Consider the following 23,002-nt stretch of genomic DNA (forward strand, 5'->3'; position numbering starts at 1 on the left):
CGATTATACGCGGCATCGTAGGGGAGTATAGCCCCGAATTTCTACTATATGGGCCGTTTTTTTGATGCCAACAACACTAGATATAGAAAAATCAGCACCTTGCCCTTTTGCTTATTCCCAACACGCTATAGGCTTAAAGTTTTCGATGACGATACGACCTATGAACTTCCTGAAAACATCAACTTTCGCCGTCACCGCCATGCTGCTTGTCACAGCTCCCCTTTCATTGGCCGCTACATTTAATGTGGAAACAGTGGCTACCCATGGGCACTGGCAATCCATGGCGCTGACCCTAGGAGAAGAGCGCCACTTTCGTGCTGTAGAGACCCACAGCTACTCCGATGCCACGCTAAGCATAAATGCTACTCAAGGAGTCTGTGATTTACCGTGGCTGGAGATGCGCGTCACCCTAGCGCAGCAGCAGGGTGAGAGCCGAGCGGTGAATCTGGTACCCACTCGGCTGCGGATTGGTGACAACCCGATTGTCGATACCATGGCGGAGTTTATTACCGAGCGGGGCGATGACGGCTTTTATGCCCATTTTTATTTGAGCGATATGGAGACGCTGATCGCTGAGATGCAGTCGGGCGAGCAGCTGTTTTTAGGATTTGACCAGGGTGAGCAGGAACCGTGGTACATGACCTTTAGTTTGGAAGGTGCTGGCGATGCCATTCAACGCATGCAGTCGCTGTGTAGCGGCGCCTCTATCACAGAGGCACCTGCTCCTCCGGGTTAAGCGCACGCTCTTCCGCAACCTCTACTCGATTACGGCCGCTGTGCTTGGCTTGATACATAGCGGCATCGGCCCGGGCCATCAGCGTTTTACAGCTGTCAGTAGCGAATGATGCTTCGACACGAAGATAGCCTCGAGATATCTCTTTACCCCTTGACCTGTTGCTTCAGCAACAGCTCAACGCGTCGGTTGGCAGCTCGCCCTTCCGCAGTAGCATTACTTTCCATGGGTTGGGTGTCGGCATAGCCGACGGCCCGCATACGTGAAATGGCAATACCTTGCCGCTCTAACTGGCGTACCACTGCGATAGCTCGTCCCACTGAGAGTTCCCAGTTAGACGGAAACCGAGCGGTCGCGATCGGCACATTATCGGTGTGGCCCTCAACGGAAATTTGACCATCAAAAGCCTGTAGCACCGGAGAGAGCCGTTCTAACACAACTTGCCCCTGGGGCGTTAGCACATCATTGCCACTGGGAAATAAAAGGCTATCGTCAATACGTAGCGTAACGCCCTCTTGCCCCTGGGAGACACTCACTCCAGGGATATCAAGCCCTGCCATTTGGGGATGTAAGCCATCGTGGCGGGGAAGTATTCCTGTGGCTAGGCTAGCCAATGGCAGTGACGTAACGGCATTCGAGGGATCCATGATACTGCTTTCACTCCCTTCGCCACCGCCGGATGGCGTAAGCGCCAACAGCAGTACAAACAGGGTAATCAGCAGCGTCAATACATCCAGGTAACTGGTCAGCCAGCTCTCGTCACTCTCCCCCACTTCGGCGGGAAGCTCCAAAGCATGCCGTGAGTCGCGGTCGAGCATGGCGCTACCCTTTTAATGCGGAACCCATATCGGGCCGAGGCTTAACGTTCGAGTCACGAATTTCGTCGTGGTAATTCGCTACGAAGGAGTTAAGCGTCTCTTCAATAAACGATGGCAGACGGCGCTTGGTAATTAGCGAAATGCCTTCCAGCACCATGTTCATAGTGATAAGGCGCTCTTCCGTACGCCGCTCTAGCTTCACGGCAATCGGTTTAAACACCAAATTGGCCAACAGGATGCCATAGAAAGTAGTCAACAGCGCCACTGCCATCCGGGGCCCAATTACTTCCAGGTCACCCGCATCCATCACTTCGAGCATGTTGACCAAGCCTACCAAAGTACCAATCATGCCAAAGGCCGGTGCATAGGTGGCCATGGTGCGGAAAATTTGGGCTTCAGCATGCTCGCGGGCTTTCAGCCGCGCAATACGCCAGCGCAGCATGTCGAAGATTTCATCCTCTTTTGTATTCGCAATGACCAGTTGAATACCGGTGCGCAAAAACGGATTACGGGTATGTTCCAGTTCTTTCTCAACCGCTCTAACATCCCCCTTAAACCAAAGGCGCGACATGGAAACCAACTCATTGATGTCATCTCGCACATAGGTGTTTTCACGGCGGAAAACTAAACCAACCAGACGCACCACACGCAGCACTTCTTTCAGCGGATAGCTGATAAACGTGGCCGCCAGCGTGCCAGTGACCACAATGGCAAGCCCCGGTAAGTTAATAAAGCTCTCGGGAGACTCTGCGGTAAAAAATAAAACGCTTACCAACAACAGCATGCTGGCAAATATACCGATCAGCGTAGATGGATTCATCAACGGCTCCTCGCCGGTTATGGTTAGTGAGTGAGAGGATTAATTAGTCTCATGTAGGCGAGCACGCAGCCGACTCACCGCCTGGCTGTGAAGCTGTGAAACCCGTGATTCGGTGACACCGAGCACAGCGCCCACTTCTTTTAGATTCATCTCTTCTTGGTAATACAGCGCCATTAGCAGCTTCTCGCGCTCGGGCAGTGCTTCAATGGCGTCGATCAGCGTTTGCCGCTGCTGTTCATCCAATAATTGTTCAAACGGCTGTCGGTGAGTGTCGTCCCCCGCAGGCTCGCCGCCATCCGCAATGAGCTCTTCGAACGGCAATAATTTCCCGCTATTGGTATCGTTGAGCAGTTGCTGGTAATCACTTAGCGGCATCTCCAGTTCACGGGCAATCTCCCCCTCTTCCGGGGGGCGCCCCAGCTGCTGCTCTAAACGACGCACAGCATCATCTACCGCCCGTGCCGAGCGGCGTACGCTGCGGGGCAGCCAGTCACGAGTGCGCAGCTCGTCCATCATCGCGCCACGGATGCGCTGGCTTGCAAAGGTAGCAAATGTTGCTCCTTGGGCAGCATCAAAGCGCCCTAATGCCTCTAACAAGCCCACCATACCCGCCTGGATCAGATCATCCAGCTCAATACTCGCGGGCAACCTTACCTGCAGCGTTAAGGCCTGACGTCTCACCAGTGGCATGTATTGAGTTAACAGCTCACTCTGTTTGATCCTGCCTTGTGCTGTATACATCCTCGTGCCTCGCGGCTTAACAACCTTTACTGATAGTTCACGATCACTTGTAACCCCTGTACTCGCACAGGGCGTTGCCCTGGCTGCAGCGTAAACCGAAAGTACAGCGGTGCGCTCGCCAACATTCCCGATAGAGCGGTCGTGCTACCGCGCATGCCTGATAGTGCAACACAGCGTTCAGGATGACATAGCCAAGCGTTCACAGGCGTTCCCGGCGGTGATTCAAAGCGCCATTGAATTCGCGACAGCACAGCATTACGCAGTGGGACGCCCGCTGGCGGGGTTATCGCCTGGCTGCTGCTGGTACGGTCGCTCATTGCTACCATCACACTAGGCACTTGGCTGCTCCAACTGCCGGTTGCGGCCTGCGTATTCAACGCGAAAAGCCATAACCCTGCTACTAGCCCTAAACAGCCCATTTTTCTTACTGTTAACAACTTTGCAGGTTTTATCAACGCCTCAATAGCCATCTGCTTAGCGTTACTTACCCAACTCGCCAAACTCTGCATAACTCTCCCCTTGAGCGACACATGCACCCTGGCCCGCCGCTAGCGCGCCAGCAGCAGAAGCTCAATATCTAAATAACGAGCGGAAGCATTGCCCAAATTATCCAGCAACCCCCGGCGCGGCAGGTGGGGTTCATGAAGGGCTAGAAGACGCTGCGGACCACCATGCTCGCGTAATTGGCGCAACACTCGGTACATGGTGGCAAAGGCGTCAGCATCACTGTTGATCCACAACGCCCAGCGTGAGTAACGCTCGGCTAAGTCAGTCAGCGAGGCGCTGTCAGGCATGACAATATGAACATCCCAATCCTGTGGGTCTCCTGCCCATTGCCTCCCAAGGGCCGACCATTGCCCCAGCCGACCTCGCACTTTGTCCACCTGCGCTGCGCCAGCATGAGGTAAGCCTACTACCACTAACGTTTTTTTCGGTCTTGGAGGCGCCACGGTGGCAGGCTCGGCAGCAGCAGCTACCGTCGGTGCCATGGCCTCCTGGGTATACGCGGCGGCTTCCTCTTCGTTAACGGGTGCGGCAGGCACTGTCTCGTCACTTTCCACGTTATGGCCGACTTCATCAGCACCGCGCTGCTGGCGCTGTAAATCGGCCCATTTGCGCAGGCCAGCCGCCTGATCCTGGCCACTCATACCACGCCCTCACGACTGACGCTACCTAGCTGACGAATGGCATCGCGCGCCATCAGAACGTGTACTAATGCATCAAGCAGTGCCGTATCACGCCGCTTGCGCTGGGTTCCTAACAAGCGCAGCAAATCGGCTCGCAGGGCCTGAGCGTCCTCATCGTCAACGATATCTAGATGGCCAGCTACTGCAGCCGCGCCGCTGGCCATCAGCAGGCGCAGCTCGCTGCTGACATCACCCCCATCGGCCTCTTTAAGCTGCTGCCAAGCACGCTTGGTGAGCGATGCCAGTCCGTCACTCTGCAGTTGAGTGATTAAAAGCGTTAACACATCGCTGCCCAAACGTGCAGGCGTTAGCCAGTAGCGGCGCACGATTCGCTTAGTGCTTTCAGGGTCGCTTACCTCACCGACCCACGCCAATACGGGGTTACCTGATACGTCCTGCGCTTCAACATAGGCGCTGGAAAGCTGCATGCTTTGCCCGCGGAAACGGATGCCCACGCTATGGGTTAAGGTGCTTTCTTGGAACAGGGAACGCAGGGTATAGCGCTCGCCCTGGCAGTATACCCGCTGGCTCGCGGGCACCATGCTGACCCACGTCAGATGCTGAGCGTTTAGCCAAGCCAGCGCCTCAGCGTCTGGCAGGGTAGGCAGCAGATGAACCGCAACATCTCCTGCACAACGCACCAAACGTGGCTGCCAGCCCGCTAGCTGACGGTGCTGAAGGCGAGTCAGTGCCAGCCAAGCACCTTGCTCATTCAAGGCAACATCTGGCATCGACCAGTCACAACCTCGCTCGTTGCGGCGGGGCGACCAAACCACCCCTAACGCGTCACGAGTGGTGGAGGCTCCGGCTAACAGCTCATCTAGGCGCTGGTCTTGTATCACCCCCGGCAACGCTGCGATGTCCCAGGCGGCTTCCAAGCGGTGAAAATCGACGACACGCTGACGCAAGCGGGTTAACACCGAGGAGAGCCTGCGCCCCTGCCCTAACACATCCCGCGACCAGCGTGGCAAGCTGAGTGGGGCTGTTTCAGCACGCGCGCTACTCGAAACGTTGGCCGACAGTGCTTGATCAATCAGTGCGGGTGGTGTCGCGACCACCATATCTTCTGGCACCTGCTGGCCATAGGAGCCAAACAGCACCCTCATACCGTGGCGCATGACGATGTCTAATACCGGCGCAAGCCGCCCAGCTTCGTCTTGCTTCGTGATGATACAGTCGTCTAACTCGGCACCTGCAGCTCTCGCCGCTTGGCGGTAGCGCAATACGACTTCTTCTAGCGTTTCCGGCTGACTGGCGGCGTTGAGCAACAGCACCAGACGCACGGTGGACTTCCCACCCTGTAAATGGGCGATCTGTTCAATCACCCGCTGATCCCGCTGGCTCATCCCCACGGTATCAATAATCACCCACTGCTTACCTTGTAGCCGACCAACCAATTCATCAATCGGCTGTTCAGCGTCTAGGGCATACATGGGCGTATCCAAGAGCCGTGCATAAATGCGCAGCTGCTCATGAGCGCCGATACGGAAGCTATCGGTGGTCACTAGCGCCACTGGGCGAGTGCCGTGGCGCATCACAAAGCGTGCCGCAAGCTTCGCAGTAGTGGTCGTTTTACCCACCCCAGTGGGGCCAACCAATGCGACGATGCCCGTTTGATCAAAGAAGCTCTCTTCGTGCTGCAGCACGTTAAGCCGTGCCATTAACTGCTCACGCAGCCAGTTAAGCGGCGCGTCGTTAGTAGCCTCGAGCGCGCTCAACTCATCTGGCAATGCTTCCAGCACCTCTTCGCTCAGCTCTGTACTGAAGCCAACCCGGGCCATCAACTGCCGTAGGTGCTCGTAGGCGGTGTCTGCACCGCTTTGAGTCGTTGGCAACGGCTGGCGGCGGGCCAGTAGTTCGCGCATATCTTGCATTTCCCGAAGCAGACGCTCACTCATCGCCTCTAGGGGGTCTGGTTGCTTTGGCAGTGAAAAGACAGGCGCTGGCGCGGGGCTAGCCTTCGGCTCCTCCGCTGGCGTCGTCGGCGACGGGTCGAACTGGTCAACGGCGTCATCCGCCATGGCGAGAATTTCAACGCCGCCTTCGGTGCGACGGTTGGCGACAATAAGTGCATCATCACCTAACACTTCGCGCACTTGGCGCATTACGTCGCGGCTATTTGCTCCGACAAAACGTCTAACGCTCATGTTTCACCTGTTGCCAAAACGTAAAAGGCTATTACCGCTCGAAGTGTGGCCATTAGCGACCACCCACCAGCGTGGTAACGCGCAGGGTGCGGTCGTCGGGAATTTCCGCTTGAGACATCACCACTAAGTGGCGCATGCGGCGGCGCAGGAAGCGCGACAACACGGCCCGTAGCGAGTGCTGAACCACCAGCACAGGCGCTTCACCACTGCCTTCATGTTTCTCTAACGCTTGCTGCGCTTGATTCATCAAGGTATCCGCCAGCCCTGGCTCCATCGCACCATTGCCGTTCATTGCTTGCAACAAGACTTGCTCTAACTGCGCATCCAGCCCCATCACATGCAGCGTATCTTGGCCCGCGAACCACTGCTGGGTAATGGCCCTGCCCAGCGCAATACGCACCAGAGCCGTTAGCTCGTTGGGGTCTTTCTGCTGACCCGCATGCTCTGCCAAGGTGTCCAGCACGGTACGCATATCACGAATCGAGACATCCTCATCCAGTAGGTTCTGCAAAATGCGCTGCAGCACGGTGAGGGAGATGGACTTCGGCACTACTTCTTCGACCAGCGATTTTTGATCTTCGCCCAACTTGTCCAGCAGCTTTTGAACCTCCTGGCGGCCCAGCAGTTCAGGCGAGTGACGGTGCAGCAGATGGTTAAGGTGCGTGGCGATGACCGTACTGGCATCCACGACCGTGTACCCGTATACCTGAGCATGCTCCCGTTGGTTAGCGTCAATCCATACTGCTGGCAAGCCAAAGGCAGGGTCTTGGGTCGGTGTACCCTGAAGCTCCCCCGAGACCTGACCAGGATCAATGGCTAGCCATTTACCGGCCTGCGCCTCAGCGCGGCCAATTTCCGCTCCCTTCATGGAGAGCACATAGGTATTGGGTGGTAGTTCTAAGTTATCGCGAATGTGCACCACGGGCGGCAGGAAGCCCACTTCCTGGGCAAACTTCTTGCGTACGCTTTTAATACGGTCCAGCAGTTCACCCTTCTGCCGGGAATCCACCAAGGGGATCAAGCGATGCCCCACCTCTAAACCAAGCATGTCTACCAGTTGAACATCTTCCCAACTGGCTTCAGGTGTTTCCTGGATGGGCGGTGGTGCTGCAGAGATCTCTTCCTTAACCAAGGTCTGCTCTTTTCTACGCATTAGATACCAGGCTAGGCCGCCCAGCAGCGCCGTGAAAATAAGGAAAACGAGGTTGGGCATACCGGGAACAAGGCCTAGCAGGCCCATTACCATGGCTGCCAAGATCATTACTTGAGGGTTCACAAACAGTTGGCTGATCATCTGCTGACCAACATCCTGCTCGGTGTTGACGCGTGAAACAGTCACACCTGCCGCCGTAGAGATCACCAGCGCCGGAATCTGGGCAACCAAGCCATCACCAATCGTTAGCAGCGTATAAGTGCGGGCAGCATCGGCAAACCCCAGGTCGTGTTGCATCATACCAATCAGTAGGCCGCCGATAATATTAACCACCATGATAACCAGGCCTGCCACGGCATCACCGCGGACGAATTTACTGGCACCGTCCATTGAGCCATAAAAATCCGCTTCCTGGGCAACCTCGGCACGGCGCTTTTTCGCTTCGTCCTCACCAATCAGGCCAGCGTTCAGGTCGGCATCAATCGCCATCTGCTTGCCGGGCATAGCGTCAAGCACGAAGCGGGCCCCTACCTCGGCAATACGCCCAGCCCCCTTGGTGATTACCATAAAGTTGATAATCACCAGGATGAGGAACACGACCAAGCCTACCGCGAAATTACCGCCTACCAGGAAGGTGCCGAAGGCCTCAATGACCTTGCCCGCCGCATCGCCGCCTTCGTGGCCTTCCATCAATACCACACGGGTCGAGGCGACGTTCAGCGAAAGACGCAGCAACGTGGTAAACAGCAGCACGGCCGGAAACGCGGCAAAGTCCAGCGGCTTCTCGGCGAACATGCTGACCAACAACACCATAATCGATAGCGCAATATTGAAAGTGAACAGCAGATCCAGCGCGAACGGCGGAAGGGGCAGAATCATCATGCCCAGAATCATTAAAATCAGCAGCGGACCGGCGAGCAGCTTCATGCTCACATCGTTCATCCAGTTACGCTGATTGATCAACTGGCTTAAGCCTTTCATGGTTGCGCCTCATTGCCATCGGCACGACGGCCGGGACTATCCATTTCCGGGGGTACCGGTAAATTATCGGGTGTGGGGGGCACCTCGCCTCCTTGTTGTGCAACATGTTTCAGGCGGTAGGCCCAGGCCATCACTTCGGCCACGGCAGTGTACAGTTCGGCGGGCACTTCAGCTTCTAAGTCGACATGATGATACAGGGCGCGCGCCAGAGGTGCTGCCTCCAAGCGCGGAACACCTGCTTCCTCGCCAATCTCACGGATTCGAGCGGCAACAGCATCGGCCCCTTTGGCCACCAACCGAGGAGCCCCCATACGCCCCTCCTGGTAAACCAGCGCCACTGCATAGTGGGTTGGGTTGGTAATAATGACATCAGCTTCAGGTACTTTGCTCATCATGCGCCCGCGGGCCATGGCCTGCTGCTGCTGGCGAATACGGCCCTTCACATGGGGGTCGCCCTCAGAGTCTTTATGCTCTTGCTTCACCTCTTCTTTGGTCATACGCAGCTGTTTGGCGTTATTCCACAGCTGAAATGGGACATCAATGAGAATAACCACGATCAGTGACAGGACGATGAGGCCCGCCACCAGCGCTGCCATATTCAGCGCACTGACCAGTCCCTGCTGCACGGGCTGGTCCATTAGCCCCATAAATTTGCCAATATTAAAATATAAAAAGCCAGCTGCCACACCGCCCACCAAGATGGACTTAGCAATCGCCTTAGCCAGCTCAGCAAGGGCCTGAACAGAAAATATCCTTTTTAACCCTTTCACTGGGTTTAATTTTGAAAATTTAGGCTGCAACGATTTTGAAGAGATTAACCAGCCACCTAGCAGTGCCGGTGCAACCAGTGCAATCACCGTGAGCAGTAAAAATAAGGGAAGCATAGCGATGAGGGTTCGCTGGCCAAGATCCAGCGCATTCACCAACATAGGCGTGCTTTCCATGGCATGGCGGCGCTCAAATAAAAACGCCTGCTCCATCACCATCCCAAGCTGGTCATAGAGCATTTGCCCCATACCCCACAACCCCATCACCCCACCCAGCAGCATCATGAAGGTAGTTAGTTCGCGGGATCGAGGCACCTGACCCTCTTTGCGGGCTTTATCTAATCGCCTGGGCGTGGCCTCTTCGGTTTTTTCCTGATCGCTGTCGTTATCTGCCATGCTGTTATCCGGCTGACGAGTGGCCAGTTGACCAAAATAAGGCATACCATAAACTCAGCCGCCCTAAAGGACGGCTGAACAGTCTACCTATTTTGCCAGATGCAGCGGCTTACAATGAGCTAATAACCCAGCATTAAAAGCCTAATTCGTCCAATAAGTCGTCTACCTGATCCTGGCCGGTAACGATATCAGGGGCGTTCCCTTTCACCTGCGGCCCATTAAGAAGATCTTCATTGCGGCGAGCTTTCTCATTTTTCCACTGATCTTCGGCCTTGCGCTGCATCGTTTCACGAGCTTCAACACCGGGAACATTGTCGATGAGTACCTGTACCAGCTGATGCTCGATCTCACGGATCACATCCATCATTTTCTTGATGACTTGACCGGTAAGATCCTGGAAATCCTGTGCCATCATAATGTCCATCAGCTCCTTGTTGGTCGCTGAGGTAATTTCTGGCACGTCGCTCAGGTAGGTGCGCGTCTCTTTTACCAACACCTTTGCGTCGTCTAGCTCTTTTGGTGCTTCGAACCACTCGGCCCAACGCTTGTCGAGTGCTTCCGCACGCTCAGAGAGCTGATCTTGCAGCGGCTGCGCACGATCAATGGCGTTCAACGCCCTGTCTGCAGCCTGCTCGGTCATCGTCGCCACGTAGTGCAGCCGGTCACGGGCGTCGGGGATCGCTTCAGCGGCCTTTTCAATCTCTTTGTCTAAGCCCAACTCGCGCATATTGTCACGCAGCATGCGGGTAAGCTTACCAATACGAAAGATAAGGTCTTCTGCGGCTTCTTCAGACAGTTGGGCAGAACCACCCTGCTCATTCTGACTCATTGTGTTGTCTCCTCGTTAACCGAGCGCCTTGGCTCAGCCGCGTCATTTACCCATTTTCTCGAAGATTTTATTCAGCTTCTCTTCTAGGGTCGCGGCAGTGAACGGTTTGACGACATAACCATTGGCACCCGCTTGTGCGGCAGCAATAATATTCTCTTTCTTTGCTTCGGCCGTTACCATCAGTACTGGCAAGTCTTTTAGCGCATTGTCCTGGCGAATCTCTTTCAGCATTTCCAGGCCATCTAGGTTGGGCATGTTCCAGTCGGAAACCACAAACTCAAAATTGCCCGCGCGCAATTTATTAAGCGCATCTTGACCATCTTCGGCTTCTTCAACATTAGTGAAGCCCAGCTCTTTCAACAGGCTACGTACGATCCGGCGCATAGTGGGAAAATCGTCTACTACCAAGAAACTCATGTTCTTATCAGCCATTGGCCATCCTCTCAATAACGACATCTATAGGGTGACTGGGAATTCAGTCAGGGTTAAAATTCTTCCCACTCTTCGTGGTGCTGCTGGGCAGTTGCTCGACGATTCGGCGGTAAAGCCGTTGACTGAGCAGCAGACGCCTTAGGAACCGACGTGTGCGATGCTGATACACGCGTAGGTAACGCATGTGATGCCTGCTGAGCACTTAGCACCTGAAAGACCGCGACCGCCTCTTCTAAGCGATTTGCTTGCTCTTCTAGTGAAGCGGCCGCTGCGGTTGCCTGCTGGACTAACGCGGCATTTTGCTGAGTCACCTGGTCCATTTGCCCCACTGCCTGACTCACCTGCTCAATACCGTCGCTCTGCTCTTGGGACGCCGCTGAAATCTCATCCATGATATCTGTAACCCGGCGCACCGCGGTGACGACTTCCGTCATTGTCTGGCCCGCCTTTTCTACCAGAGATGAACCCTGGTTGATCTGACTAACAGACGCCTCAATCAGCGTTTTAATCTCTTTTGCCGCATCCGCACTGCGGCTAGCGAGGTTACGCACTTCCCCGGCCACCACCGCAAACCCGCGCCCTTGCTCGCCAGCCCGCGCTGCCTCAACCGAAGCATTCAGTGCCAGAATATTGGTCTGAAACGCGATGGAATCGATCACATTAGTGATATCTGCCACTTTTTGAGAGCTGGTGGAGATACCGTGCATGGTTTGCACCACTTGTTCAACGACTTGACCACCCCGTTCTGCTGTGGTGGAAGCATCAGCGGCTAGCGTACTGGCCTGTCGAGCGTTGTCAGCATTCTGTTTCACGGTGGCTGTCATCTGCTCCATACTGGCCGCCGTTTGCTCAATGGACGCTGCCTGCTGCTCAGTACGCGATGAAAGATCAGCGTTGCCGCTGGCGATTTCTCGGGTGCCGTGGTGAATCTCTCGACTCCCCTCGCGCACGCGTGCCACCGTTGCGCTAAGGTTTTGCTGCATGGTGGCCATAGCCGAAAATAAACGGCCAATTTCGTTTTTACCGGCCTCTGGCAGCGGCTGCGTTAAGTCTGCCTCGGCAATGCGATCAAGCCGCTGAACGGCATTGTTAAGTGGCGCAATGACTGTGCGGCGTAAACCGATATAAATGGCCAGCGTCACTATCAGCGCAAGGCCTACCGCTAGCGCGTTGATTAAGGTAAACAGCTCTCCCTGAGACTCAGCATCCACACGGATTGTATCAACACGCCCAAAACCATAATCGACGAAGGCATCAATACTTTCGGAGAGTGCGTTTAGTGGCTCGGCCAGTTCGCCTCGTAGCTGGTTAAACGTATTGATATCCATGAACTCAAAGCTAGCGTGTTGCTGCTTTACCAGATCAAGCACAGCGCGGAAGTTTTCATCGACAGCGCTTCCCAAAACTTCATCCCGTGCTGTACGCGGCGCGGCCTGATACTTCTCAAAGCGACGCTCGGCCCGTTCGATACGATTTGCCGCCACCTCTACCTGCTCATTAGATTGGCGAGTCTGCCCCACCATCAGTAAATTAGAGGCAGTCTCCATGGCTAGCATGGCTTGGTTGAGTAGAGAGTCGGCGCGGTTCAGCTCGTTAAGCTGTTCATTTCCAATAAGATTCAGCGTCGCTAAGTTACTCTGAGCATTACGGTCAGCCACGACGCCAAGCCCACCCACAACCAACATCAGCGTGACGAGGCAAGTTAGCGCCGTTACCACGGTCGAATGAATACTTAAATTGCGCAGTAAACGCGTCATTGTTATGGCTCCCCTTATTAATGCATGAACCAAGAAGGGTTTGACATTTCTTGGTACTTAAACGCGCTGCGCGCGCCCTGAAGCAGCAACCAGCGCCATAAGACGCGACGGTATATCGTCGAGTGCAACGACCTCGACTGCTCCCCCAACGGCAATCGCCTCGCGCGGCATACCAAAAACCACACAGGTCTCTTCATTTTGTGCGATCGTCGGCGCACCTGCTTGACGCATTTCTAATAGGCCTGCCGCGCCATCTTTTCCCATACCGGTCAGAATGACGCCGATGGCGTTTTTACCAGCATGCTTAGAAGCGGAGTGAAACAACACATCTACCGAGGGGCGATGGCGGTTAACCGGCGGTCCATCATTTAGGCGGGCTACGTAGTTGGCGCCACTGCGGGCAAGCTCTAAGTGCTGGTCGCCAGGGGCAATATAGGCATGGCCTGGCAGAACCCGCTCACCGTCCGTGGCTTCCTTCACGGTAATACGACACAGTCGATCCAGGCGTTCTGCAAAAGAGCGCGTGAAGCCACCGGGCATATGCTGGGTAATTAAAATGGCAGGCGCATTGGCAGGTAAAGGTTCTAATACGGCACGGATTGCTTCAGTGCCGCCAGTAGAAGCACCAATAATAATGAGCTTCTCGCTGGATATCATGGGTGCTTTAAGCCGAGTGGGCGGCGGCGTGTTTTTATGGCGTGCCTGACGCGGACGCGAACGAGCTGCAGCACGCAATTTTTCAGCAATTTCGTTAGCATACTCCATCATACCGCTGCGAATACCCAGGCTTGGCTTCGCTACAAAATCCAGCGCACCGAGCTCCAGGGCGCGCAGGGTAATTTCAGAGCCGCTTTGGGTTAGCGACGACACCATCAGCACCGGCATAGGGCGCAATCGCATCAGCCGCTCAAGAAAATCGAGGCCGTCCATCCTCGGCATCTCGACATCAAGCGTCAGTACATCTGGGTTATGCTGCTTAATCAGATCTCGGGCAGCAATGGGGTCAGGCGCAACGGCGACAACTTCCATGTCTGGCTGTGAGTTAATGATTTCGGTCAGCAAATCACGAATCAGCGCCGAGTCATCGACGCACAACACTTTGATCTTGGCAGCGCTCAAAGCACGCCTCCTCTTACGGTATCCACCGCGGCATCACTCCCTGCTGGCAAACGCCCTCGCCGGAGCTTAGCTCACGTCTATTGTTCACTTATTCGCGAGGGTATAAACCGTTTGCCCGCGCAACTTAAACGCATCGCTGATATACGAGAAGTTTTCGGAGTGTCCCGCAAATAGCAGACCATCCTGTTTCATCAGCGGCGCAAACCGCTTCAAAATCTTAGCTTGCGTCTCTTTGTCGAAATAAATCATGACATTACGACAAAATATTGCATCAAAAGGGCCTTTGATAGGCCACTGAGGGGCCAGCAAGTTCAGTGGCATAAACTCAACAAGTGCCGAGACTTCTGGGCGCACGCGGGCAAGCCCGATGTGATTGCCGGTACCTTTTTGAAAGAACCGCTTCACTCGCGCTTCGTCCAGTTTGCGCACTTGCTCCTGGGGATAAATCCCCTTACGTGCTTTCGCCAGTGCATCGGTATCAATGTCGGTAGCAATCACTTTGGCTTGGGAGGCTTTCGCGCCAAGTGTCTCTAGCAGCGTCATGGCAATCGAGTAGGGCTCTTCCCCTGTCGAAGCGGCTGAACACCAGATCGTTACCGGATCTTGCTTATGCCTAATATGTTCCGCCAATAATGGGAAGTGATGCGATTCACGAAAGAAAGCAGTTAGATTGGTAGTCAAGGCGTTGGTAAACGCCTCCCACTCTTTCGCGTCGGGTTGACGCTCCAGCCGCGACAGGTAGTCAGTAAAGCGCGTCATGCCATGATGGCGCAGCCGCTTAGCTAAGCGGCTATAGACCATTTCGCGCTTATGCTCAGCTAATACAATACCAGCGCGCTGGTAAATCAGCTCTCGAATGCGCGCAAAATCAGCATCGGTCAGCACCAGATCTCGTTCGATCTGCCCACTGGACGCCCATTGGCCTGCGTCGCTACCCCGTTCGCGTTGGTCTGTCAAAACTCTTCCCACTCCTCTACAGAGGCCATTTGCCGTTTCTTAGTCGGCACAGGCGATGTGGCACTGCTGTTATGTGCAGACCCCGCTGGCAACACGTTTGCCTTTGGAGTTGCGGTCACAGGCGGCTGCAAGCCAGTGGCCGCTAGCGGGCTTTGGTTAAGTCGAAACGCTTCAACGGAAAGCGACAACAGTCCTGCTTGTTGCTCTAGGGCAACAGCTGCCCGTGCAGTTTCTTGAACGCGCAGAGCATTTTGCTGTGTTGCTTGATCCATTTCCGCAACGGCTTGGTTGACTTCCGTAATACCGCTGCTTTGTTCCGCAGAAGCCGCCGAGATGTCGTGCATAATATGAGTAACGCTGCGTGCGGCTTCGGCAACCTCACTAATCGCTGCCTCAGCTTTTTCGACTAAGCCAGCGCCTACGCTCACTTCCTGGCTCGAATCGTCAATAAGTGTGCGAATTTCCTGCGCTGCTCCAGCACTACGCCCAGCAAGCTTACGCACCTCTTCGGCCACCACAGCGAAGCCACGACCATGCTCTCCCGCCCTGGCGGCTTCCACCGAGGCATTCAGAGCCAAGATATTGGTCTGAAACGCAATCGAATCGATGACGTTGATAATGTCGGTCATTTTCTGCGAGCTTTGTGTTATCCGCTGCATATTAGCGACCAGTTGTGTCATCAATTCCCCGGTTTGTGTAACCCTTGTTGCATTATTATCGGCCAGTCGACGCGCTTCTTGAGCGTTATCACTGTTCTGTCTAACTGTAGTAGTCATTTCTTCCATACTGGAGGCCGTTTGCTGAAGCGAAGCTGCCTGCTGTTCAGTTCGCGTGGAGAGCGCTTCGTTGCCACTGGCAATGTCTTTAGCTGCTGGGGTGACTACGTCAATGCCACTTTTTACATCACTAATGATGTTGCTCAGGCTTTTACGCATGGTGTTGAGAGAGTCCATCAACTGACCAATTTCATCACGGCGTTTGGGCGGTACATGTGCCGCTAAATTGCCGCCTGCGATTTGCAACGTAAAACGTGACGCGCGCTTCAGTGGCGTAATAATAGAGCGCAGCGTTAGGACACTAATCAGTACCAGTAACAATAGTCCTGCGCCTAATACACCAGCTTGTACGCTAAGCATGGCGGTTTGACCACGCTCGGCCTCTGCTGCCATTGCCTCCGCAGCTTCCTGCTTTTGAGCGATCAGTTGATTGACCATAGCGGATAGCTCCCGCCCCTCCTCGTTCATCACACTGATAACAGCATCCAGGCCGGTGAACGCTTGGTAAGTCTCTTCAGCCTGTAGCACGCTAGCCGCTTGGTTCATGCCTTCAGACAAAAAAGCTTGTAGCCGCTCGTTGAACGAAGTGGCCAACGGCGTCGTATTCACATCGCGACTGAAGTATGCCTGCCAGATATCAACGATTTGTGTAGCACTTCCCTCTATCGCCTCCCCCATCTCGAAACGCTGGTTAATCAGCTCCATGCGCTCAGGCTCAATCAGCGCCTGACGTGTTTGCGCAATCGTTTGATCAATTTGCTGAAGGCGAATAACATCCCTTAAGCCATCGTTATTTAGCTCACCCAATCGTTCGCCTGCCACATTAAGGCCATAAAGCCCCACGCCACCGCTCGCTACTAGCAGGGCCCCTGCCACGACCACCATGCCAACTAATTTGGCACGTATTGTGTCGAGACGAATGCGCTTAATGCGCTGTAACAAGCCCTTTTGGCGCACGCGCCCTTTATCCAAGTAGAGGCGCTTATTGCGCCCTTCTCGTATCTCTGCATAACGCTGTTCAGCCTGAGCAATCGCCTTGCGGGTCGCTTGCACCCGCACAGAGGTGTAACCAATTACTTGGTCGTTCTCTACAATCGGTGTGACGCTGGCGTCTACCCAGTAGTGGTCTCCATTCTTACAGCGATTTTTCACCAGCCCTCGCCATGTCTCCCCCGCCTGAACGGTTTTCCAGAGGTTCTCAAACGCAGGCGACGGCATGTCTGGATGACGTATTAGGTTATGAGGCGCTCCTATCAGCTCTTCATGCTGATAGCCGCTAATCTCGATAAATGCTGGATTTGCGTAGGTTATACGCCCTTTTAGATCAGTACGCGAAACGAGAAAATCGTCTTGTTTAAGCTCAACTTCCCGTTGAGTCACTGGCTGGTTATTACGCATCATGCTGCCTCATTGTTTATGTTATTGTTTATGTTTTAACGCGGTAATAGCTTGGTTCATTCCATGGCCAGAGCAGAGAGCGCTGAGTTAGAACTCTTCCCACTCTTCGGTCAGCGCTTGTGTTTTAGTGGCCGGTAGGCGCTGCGTTGTCGTTGGCGAGTGCGAAGGGGCGCTGATGACACGTTTTTGTGTGTCGGGCTGCCCACCACCTGCTACACGGAACCGTTCCACGGCTTCACGCAGGCGTGCTGCCTCGCTCTCTAGCTCATTGGCGCTCCGCGCGGCTTGCTGCACCAGCTGAGCATTCTGCTGAACGACTTGATCCATTTGCGCAACCGCTTGGTTAACTTGGCCAATACCGTTGCTCTGCTCTTCTGAAGCGGAGGCAATCTCATCCATGATGTCGCTAACGCGCTGTACCGCCGCGACGAGATCCTGCATGGTTTGGCCCGCCTGATTCACGCGATGTGTGCCAGCGTCTACTTTACCGAGCGACGCATCAATCAGCGTACGAATCTCTTTGGCAGCATTGGCACTGCGGCTGGCAAGGCTGCGAACTTCTTGTGCTACCACGGCAAAGCCCTTGCCATGCTCGCCCGCACGCGCCGCCTCTACAGAAGCGTTAAGCGCTAAGATATTGGTTTGGAAAGCGATATTGTCGATCAGGGTGATAATGTCAGCGACTTGATGAGAACTGGCGCTAATCTCCTGCATGGTCTCAACAATGTTACTGACTTCTTCCCCACTGCGACGCGCCGTGAGCGTCGCGTCTCCTGCCAACTGGCTTGCCTGCCGAGCATTGTCGGCATTGTGGCTAACGGTCGACGCGAGTTGCTCCATGCTCGATGCCGTCTCTTCTAGCGATGAAGCCTGCTGTTCTGTGCGAGAGGAGAGGTCGTTGTTGCCGCTGGCAATGTGCTGGGAGCGCTCAAAAATCGTGGTGCCGCTACGCCTGACCACGCCAACAGTTTCCGACAAGGAACCTTGCATATGGGCCATCGCGCTATAGAGCTTGCCGATCTCATTGTTGCCAGGTGACTGGATCTGCTGACTGAGGTCACCCTGCGCCATGCGCTCAAAATAGCCGACCAGCCGATCCAGCGGGCGCAGTACGTTGGCACTGACGCCCCATACCACTACCACTACCGTTAAAACGGTCATGGCCACAACGCCGATCAATACCCAGCGGATGCGGGTGGCAAAGGAAGTAAAGGCCAACTGCTGGACTTGTGGGTCGCTGGCACTTTGTACAATGGTCGCCCCGTGATGCAGCGCATAAAGACCGATACCACAGGCAATGAGCACCAGCAGCGAGAAGGTGGCCAATACTAGCCCCCAACTCAGACGGACGGTCATATTACTCATCAGTTGACGTACTAGCTGTGTCACACGCATTTCTCCAAACACAACCGTACTAGCCAGCGCCATCCATCGCGCCAGAGTGGGTTGTTTTTTGGCTCAAGATGGGCACGTCTCCCTGTGCCCCGTGGCAGGTCGTTAGCGGTTACTGGTGCTATCTACCAGCGCCATCTCTTCGCTCGTCAGCAGCTTATCGATATCGACCAGCACCAGCATTCGGTCATCCAGGCTACCGAGGCCACTTAGGAAATCAGAGGAGAGCGTTACGCCAAACTCTGGCGCAGGCTTGATTTGATCCGGCGTCAAGGTCATTACGTCAGAAACGCCATCTACCACGATACCTACGATACGATCTGCCACGTTGACGACGATCACCACAGTTTGGCCACCGTACTCAACGTTATCCAGGTGAAACTTAATGCGCAGATCCACAATCGGCACAATCACGCCACGCAGGTTCGTTACTCCCTTAATGAAGTCGGGTGCATTCGCAATACGTGTGACGTTTTCGTAACCACGAATTTCCTGAACCTTTAAGATATCAATGGCGTACTCTTCATCACCTAAAGAGAACACCAGGAACTCGCGATTTTCCGCTTCTGCTGCGGCTAGCACCGCCTCATTAGATGCTTGACTCATGACGGCTCAGCCTCCTTGTAATAAGAGAGATATGGTTGGTTAGCGGCTTTTCCTGCTTCTTTTTTGGCACGGCTTAAGCGATGCAAGCCTGTGATATCCAGAATTAACGCAACACTGCCATCTCCCAAGATGGTAGCGGCCGATACCCCGGGCACTTTGCGGTAATTATCTTCGAGGTTTTTAACCACGACCTGTTGCTGGCCAATCAATTCATCGACCAGCATGGCATAGCGACGCCCTTCGCCCTGAACGATGACAGCAATACTCTTGGTCGGGTCGGTAATGGCGTTTTCGACATCCAGCACTTCGTGAATGGCAATGACTGGGAGGTACTCATCGCGTACTTTTAGTACCACGTCGTCCCCTGCCATGGCATACATATCGCCTTTGGCGGGCTGCAGTGACTCAAGTACGGTAGACAGGGGCAGAATAAAGGTTTCCTTTCCGACTTTAATCGACATACCGTCGAGAATTGCCAGAGTTAGCGGCAGCACGATACGTGTATTAGTGCCTTCACCTTTTTTCGACTGGATCTCAACCCGGCCGCCCATGCCTTGAATATTCCGTTTGACAACATCCATGCCCACGCCACGTCCAGAGACATCGGTAACCTCTTTAGCAGTCGAGAAACCGGGGGCAAAAATCAGCTGAAAAACATCTTCATCCGACATGGTATCGGAGACGTTAAGACCATTCTCACGGGCTTTCGCTAGCAGGCGTTCACGATCCATTCCGGCGCCGTCATCACGCACTTCAATCAAAATATTGCCACCTTGATGCCGGGCAGACAGAACTAACTTACCCGTACGCGGCTTGCCCAGGGCTTCACGCTCGTCGGGCATTTCAACACCGTGGTCCAGACTATTACGCACCAAGTGCGTTAGCGGGTCGGTGATACGCTCGACCAAGCTTTTATCAAGCTCTGTGGATTTACCTTCGGTGATCAGTTCAATCTCTTTGCCTAGTTTGCCAGCGGTATCACGCACTACACGCGGAAAACGGCTAAATACGAACTCCATGGGGATCATGCGAATCGACATGACCGCTTCCTGAAGATCGCGGGCATTACGCTGCAATAGGCTCATGCCATTCTGTAGCGAACTGTTGCCGACCGACTGGTCACCAAGATCACTCACTGTTTGGTCCAGCATCGACTGAGTGATGATCAGCTCGCCCACCAAGTTAATAATCTGGTCGACCTTATCCACGGACACCCGAATAGAGGAGGACTCTGCTGCTGCCTTTTTCGGAGCCGCTTTACCTGGTTTACTGCTAGCAGGCGACTTGCTGGCGTGTGCTTTTTCGGCCACTGGCGCGGCTGGCTTCTCTTCTGACGCAGAGGGCTCAGCCGGTGTGCTGGGTACAGGTGTTGCGGGCTCTGCTGCCGAAGCAGCCTCCTCCACAGCTACCGTGGTGATTTCAATTTGTTCTGGCTCAATAATGAAGCACATTACGGCTTCAATATCATCGGCGCTGACGCCCCCTTTTAGGGTGACCTCATAGCGCTTTTCATCCCCCGACTGGGATTGAATATCGCCTAGCTGCTCTAACTCTTCTACCAGCAGCCCACGATCTTTATCGCCCACATTGAGAAGCACCACTTTGAGGGTGTGCTCGCTGGAGCTAGCGGCTGCCGATGCTTCTTTGTCGTCCTCTGCAGGCGCTGATTTTTGAGGGGCCGGTGCCTCCGCAGGGGCATCAAGTGTTTTGCCAATCTCTTCGAGGGCAATTTGCTGCAGCGTTTGGCAGATACGCTCATACGCTTCTTGATTGGGTTCTTCCTCGTTGCGATAGGCATCGAGTTGCTCGTGCATGATGTCTTTGGCCTCTAAAAAGGTATCCACGAGGTCAGCACGCAGGGTGAGTTCCCCTTTGCGCGCGTGATCCAGCAGGTTTTCGAAAATATGCGTGGTTTTTTGTAGCACGCTAAAACCGAAGGTTCCTGCGCCACCTTTGATAGAGTGGGCTGCGCGGAAGATAGCGTTCAACTGCTCGCTATCCGGATCATCGACATCCAGTTCCAATAAGTGCTGCTCCATATCAGCGAGCAGCTCTTCAGCCTCTTCAAAAAAGGTGTCAAAAAAATCCGCTATATCCATGCACCGCTCCACGTGAACGTCATATTTTTTGTGACAAGCCGCGCTTACTGGTCGTCGTTGGCTTGTGGGGTGTTTTGTGGCACTAGCTCTTTCGGCACCTCTTCCTCAGAAAACTGAGCATCAGGCGCTAGAACACCAGGGTTACGAATGGCTTCGGCAATTTCAGGTAACAACACAACCAACTCAATACGCCGATTGATCGGATCGGTTGGCGCAGTGTCAGCCAACAACACACGATCAGCAAAGCCCGATACGCGCAACAATTGATCTGGATCAAGCCCGCCGGCAACAAGCTCTCGGCGCGAGGCGTTCGCTCGATCATTTGAGAGCTCCCAGTTGCTGTAGCCACGATATCCTCCAGCATACGGCACACTATCAGTATGCCCACTAATACTTAAATCGTTAGGCAACTCATTGAGAAGAGGAGCTATGGTGCGTAGCAAACTACGCATATAGGGAGCGACCTGATCACTACCAAGCTCAAACATGGGTCGCTGTTCGGTATCCAAGAGTTGGATCCGTAACCCTTCACGGGTTAGATCAAAACGCATTTGGTTGCGCAGCTCACGCAGCTCCGGGTCACGCTCAATCACACGTTCAATGCGCTCCTGCAAATCATTAAAGAAGCGCCGCTCTTGAGCACTAGGGCGTGTATGCTGCATTACATCAATACGAGCGCGTTCACCATCACTATGAGTAGGATCAGGGCCACCACCAGGAATCACGCTGGTACTACCTGACATGTCGCCGCCTGTAATTGCAGTAACCAGGGGCGTACTGAAATACTCCGCCACACCTCGGCGGGTCTCTTCGCTGGAGACACTCAAAATCCACATCACTAGGAATAGCGCCATCAACGCGGTCATAAAATCCGCTAGGGCAATCTTCCAAGCTCCCCCATGGTGAGCATGGACGACTTTTTTACGCCGAATAATGATCGGACGCTTATCCCCACCCTTACTCATGCACTACCGCCTTTTTTGGCGTCACGAACGTACTCTTCAAGCTCAGTGAAACTGGGACGCTCTGCGGTATGCAGTGCCTTGCGGCCAAACTCAACAGCTAATTGAGGCGCATAACCGTGCAAGCTTGCTAGTAAGGTGACGCGGATACACTGCAACATTTTTTCTGCTTCTTTTGCTTGTCGCTCGGCGTAGCTGGCCACTGGACTTATAAACCCGTACCCCAACAAAATGCCTAAAAAGGTACCTACTAGCGCTAGCGCAATCATTTCACCCATCTGAGCGGGTGTGGCATCAGCGTAGGTCAAAGCCTTAATTACCCCCATAACAGCAGCAACGATACCGAATGCAGGCATCGCATCCCCCACTTTAGAGATCGCATCAACTGGAATATGAGCTTCCTGTTCGAATGCCTCGATTTCATGCAGCATAAGCTCATCAATTTCCATTGGCTCCATGCCGCCACTGACCATGAGGCGCAAATAGTCAGTTAAGAAATCCATGATGTGTGGGTCCGCCAGCACGGCTGGGTGCTCTTGAAATAAAGGACTCTCTTGAGGGTTATCGATATCGCGCTCAATCCCTAGCATGCCCTCACGGCGCACCTTGGAAAGAATCTTGTACTGCAATGCCATTAGCTCCATGTACAGCGCTTTATTATATTTTTTGGTTCGCTTGAGCTTGGGCAGTATCTTAAAAGTAGCTTTAATGGCTTTGCCATTATTGGCAGCAATAAAAGCACCGACCCCTGCGCCGCCAATCATGAGCAACTCCGTCGGCTGATACAGCGGCCCCAAGCTACCACCTGCTAACACATACCCGCCAAATACAGATAGCAGTACGACGACATAACCTAAGGGAATCAGCACAAGCAGTGTCCTTGCGATATCAGTTTTTTATCGACGAAGCCACACCCATTTCTTCACCAAGAA

At 54.2% G+C, this 23,002-nt stretch carries 20 protein-coding genes; 1 reads left to right on the plus strand and 19 read right to left on the minus strand.

The genetic code is table 11. From position 1 onward, the window contains the following. The first annotated feature begins 145 nt into the window (after nucleotides 1-145). Nucleotides 146-736, plus strand: coding sequence for a hypothetical protein (locus tag AC13CY_RS17750; RefSeq protein ID WP_058577014.1), 591 nt, complete (start codon nucleotides 146-148; stop codon nucleotides 734-736). Between the two features lie 143 nt (nucleotides 737-879). On the opposite strand, the gene AC13CY_RS17755 is transcribed toward AC13CY_RS17750, so the two are convergent. From AC13CY_RS17755 to motA, 19 genes are all read right to left on the minus strand, one after another. Further along, a complete protein-coding gene (locus tag AC13CY_RS17755; RefSeq protein ID WP_062360456.1) occupies nucleotides 880-1,551 on the minus strand; it encodes an OmpA/MotB family protein in 672 nt (223 codons plus the stop codon). 4 nt (nucleotides 1,552-1,555) lie between these two features. Further along, the gene (locus tag AC13CY_RS17760) at nucleotides 1,556-2,371 is read right to left on the minus strand and encodes a motility protein A (RefSeq protein ID WP_062360455.1); all 816 of its coding nucleotides are present in this window, start codon (nucleotides 2,369-2,371) and stop codon (nucleotides 1,556-1,558) included. Nucleotides 2,372-2,410: 39 nt separating this feature from the next. Further along, the gene (locus AC13CY_RS17765) at nucleotides 2,411-3,112 is read right to left on the minus strand and encodes an RNA polymerase sigma factor FliA (protein WP_044629552.1); all 702 of its coding nucleotides are present in this window, start codon (nucleotides 3,110-3,112) and stop codon (nucleotides 2,411-2,413) included. 26 nt (nucleotides 3,113-3,138) lie between these two features. Beyond that, nucleotides 3,139-3,489: a flagellar protein FlhE gene (locus tag AC13CY_RS17770; RefSeq protein WP_228219021.1), complete on the minus strand. Its 351-nt coding sequence runs from the start codon at nucleotides 3,487-3,489 to the stop codon at nucleotides 3,139-3,141. Nucleotides 3,490-3,660: 171 nt separating this feature from the next. Continuing rightward, nucleotides 3,661-4,260 (minus strand): hypothetical protein, encoded by a 600-nt coding sequence (locus AC13CY_RS17775; protein WP_044629553.1) that lies wholly within the window; start codon nucleotides 4,258-4,260, stop codon nucleotides 3,661-3,663. Next, complete coding sequence (gene flhF, locus AC13CY_RS17780) at nucleotides 4,257-6,446, minus strand: flagellar biosynthesis GTPase FlhF (RefSeq protein ID WP_063610138.1); 2,190 nt, start codon at nucleotides 6,444-6,446, stop codon at nucleotides 4,257-4,259. Before flhF ends, AC13CY_RS17775 begins: the two co-directional genes overlap by 4 nt. 52 nt (nucleotides 6,447-6,498) lie before the next feature. Next, entirely contained in the window at nucleotides 6,499-8,580 is a 2,082-nt protein-coding gene (flhA, locus tag AC13CY_RS17785; RefSeq protein ID WP_058577010.1) for a flagellar biosynthesis protein FlhA, read from the minus strand. Then, nucleotides 8,577-9,743, minus strand: a complete 1,167-nt coding sequence (gene flhB, locus AC13CY_RS17790; RefSeq protein ID WP_253027596.1) for a flagellar biosynthesis protein FlhB — start codon at nucleotides 9,741-9,743, stop codon at nucleotides 8,577-8,579. Before flhB ends, flhA begins: the two co-directional genes overlap by 4 nt. Nucleotides 9,744-9,876: 133 nt before the next feature. Next, nucleotides 9,877-10,572: a protein phosphatase CheZ gene (cheZ, locus tag AC13CY_RS17795; RefSeq protein ID WP_172515209.1), complete on the minus strand. Its 696-nt coding sequence runs from the start codon at nucleotides 10,570-10,572 to the stop codon at nucleotides 9,877-9,879. Between the two features lie 42 nt (nucleotides 10,573-10,614). Further along, on the minus strand, nucleotides 10,615-11,004 hold the full coding sequence (gene cheY / locus AC13CY_RS17800; protein ID WP_044629557.1) for a chemotaxis response regulator CheY: 390 nt from the start codon (nucleotides 11,002-11,004) through the stop codon (nucleotides 10,615-10,617). A gap of 53 nt (nucleotides 11,005-11,057) precedes the next feature. Next, a complete protein-coding gene (locus tag AC13CY_RS17805; protein WP_172515208.1) occupies nucleotides 11,058-12,761 on the minus strand; it encodes a methyl-accepting chemotaxis protein in 1,704 nt (567 codons plus the stop codon). A 57-nt stretch (nucleotides 12,762-12,818) separates the two neighbouring features. After that, complete coding sequence (locus AC13CY_RS17810) at nucleotides 12,819-13,880, minus strand: protein-glutamate methylesterase/protein-glutamine glutaminase (RefSeq protein ID WP_044629559.1); 1,062 nt, start codon at nucleotides 13,878-13,880, stop codon at nucleotides 12,819-12,821. Nucleotides 13,881-13,964: 84 nt separating this feature from the next. Further along, complete coding sequence (locus AC13CY_RS17815) at nucleotides 13,965-14,837, minus strand: CheR family methyltransferase (RefSeq protein ID WP_044629560.1); 873 nt, start codon at nucleotides 14,835-14,837, stop codon at nucleotides 13,965-13,967. Next, nucleotides 14,834-17,011 (minus strand): methyl-accepting chemotaxis protein, encoded by a 2,178-nt coding sequence (locus tag AC13CY_RS17820; protein ID WP_044629599.1) that lies wholly within the window; start codon nucleotides 17,009-17,011, stop codon nucleotides 14,834-14,836. The genes AC13CY_RS17815 and AC13CY_RS17820 overlap by 4 nt, the downstream gene beginning before the upstream one ends. Nucleotides 17,012-17,098: 87 nt before the next feature. Beyond that, on the minus strand, nucleotides 17,099-18,406 hold the full coding sequence (locus tag AC13CY_RS17825) for a methyl-accepting chemotaxis protein (protein ID WP_063610139.1): 1,308 nt from the start codon (nucleotides 18,404-18,406) through the stop codon (nucleotides 17,099-17,101). A 102-nt stretch (nucleotides 18,407-18,508) separates the two neighbouring features. Beyond that, nucleotides 18,509-19,009, minus strand: coding sequence for a chemotaxis protein CheW (gene cheW / locus AC13CY_RS17830; protein ID WP_044629561.1), 501 nt, complete (start codon nucleotides 19,007-19,009; stop codon nucleotides 18,509-18,511). Continuing rightward, nucleotides 19,006-21,108: a chemotaxis protein CheA gene (cheA, locus tag AC13CY_RS17835; protein WP_044629562.1), complete on the minus strand. Its 2,103-nt coding sequence runs from the start codon at nucleotides 21,106-21,108 to the stop codon at nucleotides 19,006-19,008. The genes cheW and cheA overlap by 4 nt, the downstream gene beginning before the upstream one ends. Nucleotides 21,109-21,152: 44 nt before the next feature. Next, the gene (gene motB, locus AC13CY_RS17840) at nucleotides 21,153-22,073 is read right to left on the minus strand and encodes a flagellar motor protein MotB (RefSeq protein ID WP_044629563.1); all 921 of its coding nucleotides are present in this window, start codon (nucleotides 22,071-22,073) and stop codon (nucleotides 21,153-21,155) included. Then, nucleotides 22,070-22,939: a flagellar motor stator protein MotA gene (gene motA, locus AC13CY_RS17845; protein ID WP_044629564.1), complete on the minus strand. Its 870-nt coding sequence runs from the start codon at nucleotides 22,937-22,939 to the stop codon at nucleotides 22,070-22,072. The genes motB and motA overlap by 4 nt, the downstream gene beginning before the upstream one ends. Between the last annotated feature and the right edge of the window lie 63 nt (nucleotides 22,940-23,002).

The organism is Vreelandella sp. L-15 (assembly GCF_056857635.1).